A 12,738-nucleotide genomic window follows, 5' to 3' on the forward strand; every position below is an offset into this window, starting at 1 on the left:
ACCAATATTAAGATCTTTGAGGTTTGATCTCAAGCGTCTGCGAAGTAGGATTTAACTTTAATAAAACGCATTAATAGCGACTTTAAACTAAAGTATAGCGGGATAAGGTGCTAAGGAGTGATATCACCGTTTGACACGCTTAGGGCGGCTCACTACTGTTGGTGCTAGTTTTTTTGTCAATTGGTAAAACCAATTTTCCACTTTGGGGCGCCGGTGTATAGCGCATCCATTGTATAGGGCTATTACACAGGGCTATCCATGATCATTTCTGCTTCCACTGATTATCGCCAAGCGGCCAAGCGTCGTATCCCCCCTTTTCTATTTCACTACGCTGACGGTGGTTCCTACGCGGAGCATACGCTGCGACGCAATGTTGAGGATCTTGCTGGTGTCGCTTTGCGTCAGCGTGTGTTGAAGGATATGTCTTCACTATCATTGGAGACCACACTGTTCGGCGAAGCGCTTGCTATGCCGGTCGCCTTGGCGCCGGTGGGGTTGGCAGGAATGTATGCTAGGCGTGGTGAAGTGCAAGCTGCGCGGGCAGCTGCTAATAAGGGGGTGCCGTTTACACTGTCGACAGTATCGGTGTGTCCAATCGACGAAGTGGCCTCTGCGATTGATCGGCCTATCTGGTTTCAGCTTTATGTGTTGAAAGATAGAGGATTTATGAAGCATGTCTTGGAGCGAGCCAAAGCCGCTGGCGTCAAGACACTGATCTTTACCGTCGATATGCCCGTGCCGGGGGCACGCTATCGAGATGCACATTCAGGCATGAGCGGTAAGCGCGGCCCAATGCGGCGTATGCTTCAAGCAGCAACACACCCTTTTTGGGCCTGGGACGTGGGTGTTAATGGCCGTCCCCATGACTTGGGTAACGTGTCTGATTATCGCGGCAAGCCAACGGAGCTAGAAGACTATATTGCCTGGTTGGGTGACAACTTTGATCCGGCCATCTCATGGAAGGACTTGGAGTGGATTCGTGAGCTCTGGGAGGGTCCAATGATCATCAAAGGGATTCTCGACCCCGACGATGCTCGTGATGCGGTTCGCTTCGGCGCGGATGGTATCGTTGTTTCCAATCATGGTGGTCGTCAGCTAGACGGTGTCCCCTCTACCGCGCGTGCGCTGCCTGCTATCGCTGATGCGGTTAAGGGCGATTTAGCCATTCTAGCCGACTCCGGCGTACGCAGTGGACTTGATGTTGTGCGCATGATCGCCATGGGGGCGGATACCGTATTGATTGGGCGTGCTTTTATCTATGCACTTGCTACAGCCGGAGAGGCGGGCGTTTCCCATCTGCTTGAGCTGTTTGAAAAGGAGATGCGGGTTGCAATGACGCTCACCGGGGCGCGTAGCATCGCCGACCTAGGGGCTGATTCGCTGGTGCCAGACTCGCTCCGCGGTATCTGAGGGCCATTGTCAGTGCCTCTATCAGTATTAGGGTTAAAAACCGCTTGCCAACCCGTCAGCGAATCCGTAAAGTACGCATCCGCTGCCGGGGACGCCAAGCGTTACCAGCGGTGAATAAGGTGTAAAAGCCTTGGTTTGTCAGGAGGTTAGAGCAGGTTGTGTCGCTCGCCTCACTCGCTAAAAAACAGCGATTGACAAACACCAGGAAATGCGTAGAATACGCCTTCCTCGCTGAGGCAAGCCAAGTCAACGGCAGCCAGGTTGCTTTCACAGCAACCTAACAGCGAAACAGCTCTTTAACAATTTGATCAGGTAATTCATGTGGGCGCTTGCTGATGTTGGTGACAAATCACCCAATATCAAGGCAAGCGACTCAAGCAATAAGGTTTTAAAGGATTCGTCCTTTGGGATCTGTTTTGAATGAATTCGTTTGAACCTTGAGCCAAGTTTGATCCGCTTTTGTTGCCCTCGGGTGACATGTAAGGATCACATAGATCTTAAACTGAAGAGTTTGATCATGGCTCAGATTGAACGCTGGCGGCAGGCCTAACACATGCAAGTCGAGCGGTAACAGGGGTAGCTTGCTACCCGCTGACGAGCGGCGGACGGGTGAGTAATGCATAGGAATCTGCCCGATAGTGGGGGATAACCTGGGGAAACCCAGGCTAATACCGCATACGTCCTACGGGAGAAAGGGGGCTCCGGCTCCCGCTATTGGATGAGCCTATGTCGGATTAGCTAGTTGGTAAGGTAATGGCTTACCAAGGCAACGATCCGTAGCTGGTCTGAGAGGATGATCAGCCACATCGGGACTGAGACACGGCCCGAACTCCTACGGGAGGCAGCAGTGGGGAATATTGGACAATGGGGGCAACCCTGATCCAGCCATGCCGCGTGTGTGAAGAAGGCCCTCGGGTTGTAAAGCACTTTCAGCGAGGAAGAACGCCTATCGGTTAATACCCGGTAGGAAAGACATCACTCGCAGAAGAAGCACCGGCTAACTCCGTGCCAGCAGCCGCGGTAATACGGAGGGTGCAAGCGTTAATCGGAATTACTGGGCGTAAAGCGCGCGTAGGTGGCTTGATAAGCCGGTTGTGAAAGCCCCGGGCTCAACCTGGGAACGGCATCCGGAACTGTCAGGCTAGAGTGCAGGAGAGGAAGGTAGAATTCCCGGTGTAGCGGTGAAATGCGTAGAGATCGGGAGGAATACCAGTGGCGAAGGCGGCCTTCTGGACTGACACTGACACTGAGGTGCGAAAGCGTGGGTAGCAAACAGGATTAGATACCCTGGTAGTCCACGCCGTAAACGATGTCGACCAGCCGTTGGGTGCCTAGAGCACTTTGTGGCGAAGTTAACGCGATAAGTCGACCGCCTGGGGAGTACGGCCGCAAGGTTAAAACTCAAATGAATTGACGGGGGCCCGCACAAGCGGTGGAGCATGTGGTTTAATTCGATGCAACGCGAAGAACCTTACCTACCCTTGACATCTACAGAAGCCGGAAGAGATTCTGGTGTGCCTTCGGGAACTGTAAGACAGGTGCTGCATGGCTGTCGTCAGCTCGTGTTGTGAAATGTTGGGTTAAGTCCCGTAACGAGCGCAACCCTTGTCCTTATTTGCCAGCGAGTAATGTCGGGAACTCTAAGGAGACTGCCGGTGACAAACCGGAGGAAGGTGGGGACGACGTCAAGTCATCATGGCCCTTACGGGTAGGGCTACACACGTGCTACAATGGCCGGTACAAAGGGCTGCGAGCTCGCGAGAGTCAGCGAATCCCTTAAAGCCGGTCTCAGTCCGGATCGGAGTCTGCAACTCGACTCCGTGAAGTCGGAATCGCTAGTAATCGTGAATCAGAATGTCACGGTGAATACGTTCCCGGGCCTTGTACACACCGCCCGTCACACCATGGGAGTGGACTGCACCAGAAGTGGTTAGCCTAACGCAAGAGGGCGATCACCACGGTGTGGTTCATGACTGGGGTGAAGTCGTAACAAGGTAGCCGTAGGGGAACCTGCGGCTGGATCACCTCCTTAAACGATGCGTCACAGTTAGTAAGCGTCCACAATGAATTACCTGATCAGATATAGAGCAAACGGTAAAAGCACGATCCCCTCTTGGGTCTGTAGCTCAGTTGGTTAGAGCGCACCCCTGATAAGGGTGAGGTCGGCAGTTCAAGTCTGCCCAGACCCACCAAATTTTATTTATCGCTGCGTTATTTTATAACTCGCATAGTAGGCTATGCGTCGTCATAAAATGCCTTGCGCTAAATAAAATTGGCCAGAGGTGAGTGTGACTAAGAGTGACTAGATGGGGCCATAGCTCAGCTGGGAGAGCGCCTGCCTTGCACGCAGGAGGTCAGCGGTTCGATCCCGCTTGGCTCCACCATTACGTTACTACCCTGTTTAACCTTCAATACCGTTTGTGAATGTTTCGTGACCATTGATAAGTCGCTGTGTTGTAGCCGTTGTTTTAGTTATCGCACGCCGCCTTATCACTGTTCATTGAACAGCTGCTCTTTAACAATGTATATCATGCTGACAAGAACACTTCGCAAGAAGTGCTTCTTAAATTGTGATACGTCTCAAGCGTATCCGGCAAAATGAAACGTGATCATTGCGAGATACCAGACTCCTTCGGGTTATAGGGTCAAGCAATGAAGCGCACACGGTGGATGCCTAGGCAGCCAGAGGCGATGAAAGACGTGGTAGCCTGCGATAAGGCTCGGTGAGGTGGCAACAACCTGTGACCCGGGCATTTCTGAATGGGGAAACCCACTCATCACAAGATGAGTATCGTGCACTGAATACATAGGTGTACGAGGCGAACCAGGGGAACTGAAACATCTAAGTACCCTGAGGAAAAGAAATCAACCGAGATTCCCCTAGTAGCGGCGAGCGAACGGGGACCAGCCCTTAAGCATGAGACTGATTAGGCGAACACGCTGGGAAGCGTGGCCGTAGCGGGTGATAGCCCCGTAGTCGAAAATCTGATCATGTGAAATCGAGTAGGTCGGGGCACGAGAAACCTTGACTGAAGACGGGGGGACCATCCTCCAAGGCTAAATACTCCTGGCTGACCGATAGTGAACCAGTACCGTGAGGGAAAGGCGAAAAGAACCCCGGAGAGGGGAGTGAAATAGATCCTGAAACCGTGTGCGTACAAGCAGTCGGAGCCCACTTGTTGGGTGACGGCGTACCTTTTGTATAATGGGTCAGCGACTTATATTCAGTGGCGAGGTTAACCGTATAGGGGAGCCGTAGGGAAACCGAGTCTTAACTGGGCGACACAGTCGCTGGATATAGACCCGAAACCGAGCGATCTATCCATGAGCAGGGTGAAGATTGAGTAACATCAATTGGAGGCCCGAACCAGGATCTGTTGAAAAAGATTTGGATGACTTGTGGATCGGAGTGAAAGGCTAATCAAGCTCGGAGATAGCTGGTTCTCCTCGAAAGCTATTTAGGTAGCGCCTCACGTAGTACCGCCGGGGGTAGAGCACTGTTTCGGCTAGGGGGTCATCCCGACTTACCAACCCGAGGCAAACTCCGAATACCGGTGAGTAGCGCGTGGGAGACACACGGCGGGTGCTAACGTCCGTCGTGAAAAGGGAAACAACCCAGACCGTCAGCTAAGGTCCCGAAATCCTGGTTAAGTGGGAAACGATGTGGGAAGGCTCAGACAGCTAGGAGGTTGGCTTAGAAGCAGCCATCCTTTAAAGAAAGCGTAATAGCTCACTAGTCGAGTCGGCCTGCGCGGAAGATGTAACGGGGCTAAACCAGGTACCGAAGCTACGGGTTCATCCATTAGGATGAGCGGTAGAGGAGCGTCGTGTAAGCCAATGAAGGTGAATTGAGAAGTTCGCTGGAGGTATCACGAGTGCGAATGCTGACATGAGTAACGATAAAGGGCGTGAAAAACGCCCTCGCCGGAAGACCAAGGGTTTCTGTTCGACGCTAATCGGAGCAGAGTGAGTCGGCCCCTAAGGCGAGGCCGAAAGGCGTAGTCGATGGGAAACGGGTCAATATTCCCGTACCGGACATGGTTGCGATGGGGGGACGAAGAAGGCTAGGTGAGCCAGGCGTTGGTAGTCCTGGTGAAAGTGAGTAGGCCGAGACCTTAGGTAAATCCGGGGTCTTAAAGCCGAGACACGAGACGAACTGACCACGGTCAGGAAGTCACTGATGCCACGCTTCCAGGAAAAGCCTCTAAGCTTCAGATCATGTGCGACCGTACCCCAAACCGACACAGGTGGTCAGGGTGAGAATCCCAAGGCGCTTGAGAGAACTCGGGTGAAGGAACTAGGCAAAATGGTGCCGTAACTTCGGGAGAAGGCACGCCGGCATAGGGTGAAGAGACTTGCTCTCCTAGCCCGAACCGGTCGAAGATACCAGGTGGCTGCAACTGTTTATTAAAAACACAGCACTCTGCTAACGCGCAAGCGGACGTATAGGGTGTGACGCCTGCCCGGTGCCGGAAGGTTAAATGATGGTGTTAGCCGCAAGGCGAAGCTCTTGATTGAAGCCCCGGTAAACGGCGGCCGTAACTATAACGGTCCTAAGGTAGCGAAATTCCTTGTCGGGTAAGTTCCGACCTGCACGAATGGCGTAATGATGGCCACGCTGTCTCCACCCGAGACTCAGTGAAATTGAAATCGCCGTGAAGATGCGGTGTACCCGCGGCTAGACGGAAAGACCCCGTGAACCTTTACTATAGCTTCACACTGGACGCTGATGTTGCCTGTGTAGGATAGCTGGGAGGCTTTGAACTTTGGACGCCAGTTCGAAGGGAGCCAACCTTGAAATACCAGCCTGGCATCATTGGCGTTCTCACTCAGGTCCGTTATCCGGATCGAGGACAGTGTGTGGTGGGTAGTTTGACTGGGGCGGTCTCCTCCTAAAGAGTAACGGAGGAGCACGAAGGTACCCTCAGCACGGTCGGACATCGTGCATTGAGTGCAAGAGCATAAGGGTGCTTGACTGCGAGACAGACACGTCGAGCAGGTGCGAAAGCAGGTTCTAGTGATCCGGTGGTTCTGTATGGAAGGGCCATCGCTCAACGGATAAAAGGTACTCCGGGGATAACAGGCTGATACCGCCCAAGAGTTCACATCGACGGCGGTGTTTGGCACCTCGATGTCGGCTCATCACATCCTGGGGCTGAAGTCGGTCCCAAGGGTATGGCTGTTCGCCATTTAAAGTGGTACGCGAGCTGGGTTTAGAACGTCGTGAGACAGTTCGGTCCCTATCTGCCGTGGGCGTTGGATGTTTGAGAAGGGCTGCTCCTAGTACGAGAGGACCGGAGTGGACGACCCTCTGGTGTTCCGGTTGTCACGCCAGTGGCATTGCCGGGTAGCTATGGTCGGACGGGATAACCGCTGAAAGCATCTAAGCGGGAAGCCCCCTTCAAGATGAGACATCCCTGAGGCCTAGAGCCTCCTGAAGGGCCCAGCGAGACCAGCTGGTTGATAGGCACGGTGTGGAAGCGCTGCAAGGCGTTGAGCTAACGTGTACTAATGGCCCGTGAGGCTTGACCCTATAACACCCAAGGGGTCTGGTCGTAATGATGACGTCAATGAAAACCGGATACGCAGCGTGTGGCTCCAGCGACATAACGCCAGGGCGACAGGCGATGAGACGCACACAATTGAGCAAGCAACGCTAGAAAGCCTGCTCGTCAGCATGATGTACATTAACAGTTACGCCTGACGACCATAGCACGCGTGAACCACCTGATCCCTTGCCGAACTCAGAAGTGAAACCGCTTAGCGCCGATGGTAGTGTGGGGTCTCCCCATGCGAGAGTAGGTCATCGTCAGGCACTTATTATGAAAAATCCCCCAGGGCTGATGCCTTGGGGGATTTTTTTTTGCGTAACACCTCACCAGTCGATAGATTTGCCATCCCAGGCCCAGAAGGTTCCACTATCTTCGGGCGTTCGCTGAGCGATGACTGCCAGCAGCTTCTCTGCTACAAATGCGGGTGCAAATAGCTTTTCGCTAGGTACTCGGTTTTGAAAAGGTTTAGAGAGGGCTGTGTCGGTGGTGCCAGGATGAAGACAAAGCACTAGCGATTGCTTATTCAGTCGCTTGAGCTCAATGGATGCTGTCTTAAGCAGCATGTTATGCGCTGCTTTGCTGGCACGATAGCTGTACCAGCCTCCTAACTGATTATCTTCGATTGAGCCAATGCGAGCCGAAAGGCTGGCAATCACTGCAGGGTGTGACCCTTTGAAAGAGTCTTTCAGTGCCGCTAGCAATAAAATTGGCACATAGGCATTGATGTTCATTGTTTGTGCAAGGCTTTCGACACTAAGCTGGTCAAGGCACTTCTCGGGCAAGAGTCGTTGCGCGTCATCATGAAGGGTTCCGATGGCATTGAAAAAGAAGTGGATTGGCTGCGAGGCTAGTTCTGTTTTAAGCGCCTGCCGGCCCTGCTCTTGAGAAACATCGAGCATTAGGTGTGTAAGATGGGGGTTGTCAATTCGTGGTGGCTGCCGGCTTACCGCAATAACATGGCCGACCTGAGAGGAAGAGAGTAGCTGATTAATAATAGCATCACCTATTCCCCCCGAGGCGCCTACAACCACCGCTGTATAATGATGAGGCAATAAATTGAACATGATCGTCTTTTGATTTGCCGCTGAGAGTGGGTTTTCATTGAAACGTCATGCTGATGGCTTGTCGAGGGAGGTATCAGGCGGAAGCGTTGATTCTGCCGGGTTGGGCGCTGTTGCGTCCATCAGGCTTATAGAGTGTTTTTTCAGCGATTTGACGAATATAATCAAGCATTGCCTGATTATGCTTCATTCGTACGGACAACATCTGGCCCGTTAGCTCATTCATACGCGCGGCTCGCTCGCTTTTTTCAAGCAAGCTTTCCCAAGCTGCCAGGCAGCCGGCATCATGAGCTGCCGCTCTGGCGCCGTTTGCGCCTTCGGCATAACCAAGACGTTTTTGCACATTGCGCCGCACAGTTTCAATGCGCTCAAGTTCGGCCAATAAAGACTGTTTGTCTAGTGCAACTTGCGATAATGCATCACCGTCAATATCACCTTGCGTCAATAAATTTTGCTCGCTGGACAACAACGAAATTAACGCCTCAAGGCGCTGTTGCTGGTCGGTAAGCAAGGATGCAAGGCTCATTTACAGCGTCCCTTTATAGATCTTTAAGATTGGCAATTAAGCCCTCGGCGATACGGTCGGCGCGCATTTCAAGGCGACCTTCACGTATAGCATCGCGAATTTCTTCAACTTTAGCAGTATCGACGTCCTGAGATTCATCGATACTTGATTGGCTCAGTTGAGTCGATTCGCGAGCTGCGCCGCCCGGTGCGACGGGTGATACGCTATCAGCCTTTTGCGTTTCATCACGCTGCTGGGCTTGGCTTGAGCGTAATAGCGAATTAATGTTATCAATTTTCACGTTGTCTGCCTCATCGTCAACGTCGATGCGCTTGGCGCTTAGTGTAGCTTGTATAACAGTATATCGGCAGCATTGGGCCTAACTTTAGGCTGCGAATTAAAAATCCACGACCAAAATACCACGCTCGGCGACACGAGCAGTCATGATTTCTCGTGGGCCAAAACGAACTCTAATTTGCTCACCAAGAGCACCATCTTCCAATGCTTCGCCTTCGCGTGAAACTCGGAAGGCAGAACCTTGAGCTATGACAGTAACGCGCTGTCCGCGTTCAACTAAATGAGGCGCTTGTAAGTAATGCGCTAAAAAGACACTACCACTACGAATAGGACGCTGAGCTATTTTACCCACGATATCCTCTTCAGCTGTCAAAGCCTGAGCTGAGAGATCGCCGAGATTGCCCCCGCGTTCGCTAAGCATGCTTGATGTAATCTGGGTGCCTCGCTCAATATCCCTGGCTGCCACCACATAATCACCAATGACATCAATCTGCGCCTGCAAATAGCGAACCTGCCGGCCATCTTCACCGCAACGCACCCCAACGGAAACGCGGCCCAAGGGTGCTTGATTGGCGTTGGCCAAAAAAGGTTCTGGCTGAATGCACTCTGGCAAATGCGGAGAGGGTGGTCGTAGGTCAATGACCACTTCCTCGCCTAATGCCTGTGTCTCTTCGTACAAAAATTGATGCACTTGTTGGAGAAGATTGTCGTCATCAGCTTGAATCCTGGTGAAGGCAGTAACGCTTAGGATTGCCCAGAAGAAGGCTAATTGCCAAAAGCGAAGCGTGCTTGGCTTAGTAAAGCGCAGTCGGAGCATGGGGAGGCCGCTTACTTGGGAGCTGAAGAAGAAGGAACGTAACGAGGAGAATCCATCGTTCAGTGTAGCGAAAAGGTAGTAGCCGTATCACGCGAAATGCTGGTGGAAACGCCAGCTGTTCCATGCTTTAGGCTGACAGCTCCAGACGTATTCTTCATCATCAACAAAATCCATTTTATTTTTTGCCTCACGCGAGGGTCGGCATGATTGATCAACTGGAATCTGCCTTTAATTTTCATCAGCAAGCAGTAGGGTTACGTCAAGCGCGTCACGAGGTGTTAGCGGCTAATATCGCCAATGCCGATACGCCTAACTATAAGGCGCGTGACATTGACTTTGCTAGTGAGCTGAAAAAAGCAGTCGAAGGTACTCAGAGTGCATCTAGCCATACCGGAGGCGGTCTGACTTTAGCGCGTACTTCTGGTAGCCATATTGCTGGAGAAGGCCCTGCATGGCGTGGAGCGGGCAACCCCGATTTGCTTTACCGCATTCCCGACCAGCCCAGTTTGGATGGAAATACGGTCGATATGGATCGTGAGCGCACGCAGTTTGCAGATAACGCTGTTCGTTATCAAGTCGGCCTCACGATGCTCAACAGCCGTATTCAGGGGCTGAAGAATGCCATGCAGCCCGAATGATTCTGTCTAAATTAGTGAGGAGTTAATCCACGATGTCGATGTTCTCTGCGTTTGATATTGCCGGGTCGGCAATGAGTGCCCAATCCCAGCGCATGAATGTTACCGCTAGCAATATGGCCAATGCCGACAGCGTTGCCGGGCCTGATGGTGAAACCTATCGAGCCAAGCAGGTGATGTTTGAGACCCAGTCACAAGGTAACCGCTATGGCGTTGGCGGTGTGCGCGTCACCGAGGTAGTGGAAGATGACTCACCTCTGCGGATGGAGTACATGCCCAACCACCCGGCGGCAGATGAAGAGGGTTATGTGGCAAAGCCCAACGTTGAGCCAGTGCATGAGATGGTCAATATGATTTCTGCCTCGCGTTCCTATCAAGCCAACATTGAAGTATTTAATACCAGCAAGCAGATGTTGATGCAGACGCTGTCGCTAGGTGAGGGGTAACCGATGAGTAGTACTATTGATTCTAGCTTAGTAGACAAAATAAATGGCGGTGGTGCCAATGGCCTCTCTGCCCGCCAGTCTGATGAGCTGCGTGAAAGCTTTATGACGTTGCTAATTACACAGCTGGAGAATCAGGATCCGCTCAATCCGATGGAAAATGCGGAGATGACCTCCCAGTTAGCGCAAATTAACACCGTTAGCGGCATTGAAGAGTTAAATAGCACGCTGCAAGGCATTACCAGCCAGATGGATGCCAATCAGGCTCTGCAGGCGAGCGGTCTAATTGGCAAAGGTGTCATGGTGCCTGGGAAGGATGTATTGCTGGAGCAAGATGGCGACGGGAACACGTATACAACACCTTTTGGCATAGAGTTGACCGAACCTGCAGCGAATGTTAAAGCGATAATCGTCGGTGACGGTGGCCAAGTCATTAGGCGTCTTGATCTGGAGTCGCTAGATGCGGGCGTCCACTCATTCGACTGGGGCGGTTTAAATGACCAGAAAGAAGCAGTTGCCAGCGGCCGGTATACGGTGCAGTTAGAGGCGACTGATGCTGAAGGTGAAAAAATTGAATCCACTGCCTTGCAATACGCGGTAGTTAATCGGGTTACGCCGAATGATGGCAGTGGCAGCGTTCGACTGGATTTAGGCGCTATTTATGGCCAAATCAGCCTGAATGACGTTAAACAAATTCTTTAACTGCTGGCTAAACACAGTCATAAACCACAGCATTTGATTAAATACAGCTTTATTAGGGGAGCATCATGAGTTTTTCACAAGCACTCAGTGGTCTAAGCGCACAGCAACAAAAATTAGGTGCGGTGGGTAATAATATTGCCAACTCGCAGACGGTTGGTTTTAAAAGTTCTGGCGTCCAGTTCGCTGATGTATATGCTGAGTCGCGTATTGGACTTGGTGTTCGTACCTCTACGGTGCTGCAGAATTTTAGCCAAGGTAATGTGGAATCCACTAATCGCAATATGGATCTAGCCATTGCGGGCGAAGGCTTCTTCCGCTTTCAGCAGTCCAACGGTGAAGTGGGTTATTCCCGCAATGGCCAACTGACCATGACTGCTGATGGACGTCTAGTGAATGCCCAAGGTGCTCAGATCATGGGTTATGCAGCCAACGCCGACGGTGTTGTTCAGGCGGGTGGTGATGTAAACCCATTAACGGTTGAGGCTGGCGACCTACCTGCAAGCGCTACCACTGAGCTAAATGTATCGCTGAATTTAGACTCGGGTGAGGGTGAATTGGTTGCTCCTACCGAAGCGGAAATTTTGGCAGGCTTAGATTCGGATGATTACTCCTATTCAACCAATGCCACAATTTATGACTCTCAAGGTAATGCGCGTAATCTGACCTACTATTTTACTAAAACTGATGCAGCAACTAACCAGTGGGATGTCAGTCTTAGAATGTCAGGTGGGCCTGAGGGCGCTGGAACCTACGCTGTTGCAGGGCTTACGACGCTTGATTTTGATGCCAGCGGTAGGCTTGAAGGTGGTGAGCAAGCTACATTTACGTTTACAGCAGATGAGTTCGATGGAACTCAGCTTGAGAATCTTGAAGTTGCCGTGGATTTCACTGGCTCATCACAATCTGCCAATAACTCTACAGTTAATAATATTGAACAAGATGGCTACACGGCGGGTTCTCTTGTAGGCGTTACTATCGAAGATGATGGTACCGTCATGCGTAATTATTCTAACGAAGAGTCGCGTGCTGCGGGTCAAATAGCATTGGTTAGCTTCCGTAATCCTGAAGGCTTAAAGCCTGATGGTGATAACCTGTGGACGGCTACCGGCGCTTCGGGCCAAGAGCTGGTGGGCGCACCCGGTACCGGTCAGCGAGGCTTAATTGAGCCAAGTGCAGTTGAAACATCCAATGTCGATATGGCTCGTGAGCTAGTCGATATGATCGTTGCGCAGCGCGCTTATCAGGCTAACTCACAAACGATCAGTACCCAGGACGAGCTCCTGCAGACCATCATTAACCTTTAATGATCGGTCACT

9 protein-coding genes, 2 tRNA genes and 3 rRNA genes are annotated in these 12,738 nt (G+C 51.8%); 10 read left to right on the top strand and 4 right to left on the bottom strand.

Features of this window, described 5'->3' with window-relative positions:
* Positions 1-258 precede the first annotated feature (258 nt).
* The 6 genes from lldD to rrf all read left to right on the top strand — a co-directional run bounded on the left by lldD (position 259) and on the right by rrf (position 7,225).
* Entirely contained in the window at positions 259-1,410 is a 1,152-nt protein-coding gene (gene lldD / locus LMS44_RS00365; RefSeq protein ID WP_476488827.1) for an FMN-dependent L-lactate dehydrogenase LldD, read from the top strand.
* 499 nt (positions 1,411-1,909) lie between these two features.
* A 16S ribosomal RNA gene (locus LMS44_RS00370) occupies positions 1,910-3,442 on the top strand.
* A gap of 83 nt (positions 3,443-3,525) precedes the next feature.
* Positions 3,526-3,602 (top strand) — tRNA-Ile (locus LMS44_RS00375).
* 116 nt (positions 3,603-3,718) lie between these two features.
* A tRNA-Ala gene (locus LMS44_RS00380) sits at positions 3,719-3,794 on the top strand.
* A gap of 259 nt (positions 3,795-4,053) precedes the next feature.
* Positions 4,054-6,943: ribosomal RNA gene (locus LMS44_RS00385) — 23S ribosomal RNA — on the top strand.
* Between the two features lie 166 nt (positions 6,944-7,109).
* A 5S ribosomal RNA gene (rrf, locus tag LMS44_RS00390) occupies positions 7,110-7,225 on the top strand.
* The 16S, 23S and 5S rRNA genes sit together here with 2 tRNA genes alongside, the layout of an rRNA operon.
* A 60-nt stretch (positions 7,226-7,285) precedes the next feature.
* Here the strand turns inward: rrf and LMS44_RS00395 are convergent.
* The 4 genes from LMS44_RS00395 to flgA all read right to left on the bottom strand — a co-directional run bounded on the left by LMS44_RS00395 (position 7,286) and on the right by flgA (position 9,642).
* Complete coding sequence (locus LMS44_RS00395) at positions 7,286-8,026, bottom strand: SDR family NAD(P)-dependent oxidoreductase (protein ID WP_476488828.1); 741 nt, start codon at positions 8,024-8,026, stop codon at positions 7,286-7,288.
* A gap of 73 nt (positions 8,027-8,099) precedes the next feature.
* Entirely contained in the window at positions 8,100-8,549 is a 450-nt protein-coding gene (locus tag LMS44_RS00400) for a flagella synthesis protein FlgN (protein WP_141440185.1), read from the bottom strand.
* 13 nt (positions 8,550-8,562) lie between these two features.
* On the bottom strand, positions 8,563-8,829 hold the full coding sequence (flgM, locus tag LMS44_RS00405) for a flagellar biosynthesis anti-sigma factor FlgM (RefSeq protein ID WP_039860564.1): 267 nt from the start codon (positions 8,827-8,829) through the stop codon (positions 8,563-8,565).
* Between the two features lie 96 nt (positions 8,830-8,925).
* Positions 8,926-9,642 (bottom strand): flagellar basal body P-ring formation chaperone FlgA, encoded by a 717-nt coding sequence (gene flgA / locus LMS44_RS00410; RefSeq protein WP_476488829.1) that lies wholly within the window; start codon positions 9,640-9,642, stop codon positions 8,926-8,928.
* A gap of 203 nt (positions 9,643-9,845) precedes the next feature.
* On the opposite strand from flgA, the gene flgB reads away from it, so the two are divergent.
* The 4 genes from flgB (at position 9,846) to flgE (ending at position 12,726) form a co-directional block, all read left to right on the top strand.
* Positions 9,846-10,280, top strand: a complete 435-nt coding sequence (gene flgB / locus LMS44_RS00415; protein WP_027958738.1) for a flagellar basal body rod protein FlgB — start codon at positions 9,846-9,848, stop codon at positions 10,278-10,280.
* Positions 10,281-10,312: 32 nt separating this feature from the next.
* Positions 10,313-10,723 (top strand): flagellar basal body rod protein FlgC, encoded by a 411-nt coding sequence (flgC, locus tag LMS44_RS00420; RefSeq protein ID WP_159175884.1) that lies wholly within the window; start codon positions 10,313-10,315, stop codon positions 10,721-10,723.
* Between the two features lie 3 nt (positions 10,724-10,726).
* On the top strand, positions 10,727-11,422 hold the full coding sequence (locus tag LMS44_RS00425) for a flagellar hook assembly protein FlgD (protein WP_476488830.1): 696 nt from the start codon (positions 10,727-10,729) through the stop codon (positions 11,420-11,422).
* Positions 11,423-11,487: 65 nt separating this feature from the next.
* Positions 11,488-12,726: a flagellar hook protein FlgE gene (flgE, locus tag LMS44_RS00430; protein WP_190374179.1), complete on the top strand. Its 1,239-nt coding sequence runs from the start codon at positions 11,488-11,490 to the stop codon at positions 12,724-12,726.
* Positions 12,727-12,738: the final 12 nt, after the last annotated feature.

Source organism: Halomonas profundus (assembly GCF_020865425.1).
Lineage (GTDB): Bacteria > Pseudomonadota > Gammaproteobacteria > Pseudomonadales > Halomonadaceae > Vreelandella > Vreelandella titanicae.

Bases quoted from the DNA above. Each gene is read 5' to 3' on its own strand.
- flgC (WP_159175884.1), top strand. From the start codon at position 10,313: ATGTCGATGTTCTCTGCGTTTGATATTGCCGGGTCGGCAATGAGTGCC.
- LMS44_RS00425 (WP_476488830.1), top strand. From the start codon at position 10,727: ATGAGTAGTACTATTGATTCTAGCTTAGTAGACAAAATAAATGGCGGT.
- lldD (WP_476488827.1), top strand. From the start codon at position 259: ATGATCATTTCTGCTTCCACTGATTATCGCCAAGCGGCCAAGCGTCGT.
- flgB (WP_027958738.1), top strand. From the start codon at position 9,846: ATGATTGATCAACTGGAATCTGCCTTTAATTTTCATCAGCAAGCAGTA.
- LMS44_RS00400 (WP_141440185.1), bottom strand. From the start codon at position 8,549: ATGAGCCTTGCATCCTTGCTTACCGACCAGCAACAGCGCCTTGAGGCG.
- LMS44_RS00395 (WP_476488828.1), bottom strand. From the start codon at position 8,026: ATGTTCAATTTATTGCCTCATCATTATACAGCGGTGGTTGTAGGCGCC.
- flgA (WP_476488829.1), bottom strand. From the start codon at position 9,642: ATGCTCCGACTGCGCTTTACTAAGCCAAGCACGCTTCGCTTTTGGCAA.
- flgE (WP_190374179.1), top strand. From the start codon at position 11,488: ATGAGTTTTTCACAAGCACTCAGTGGTCTAAGCGCACAGCAACAAAAA.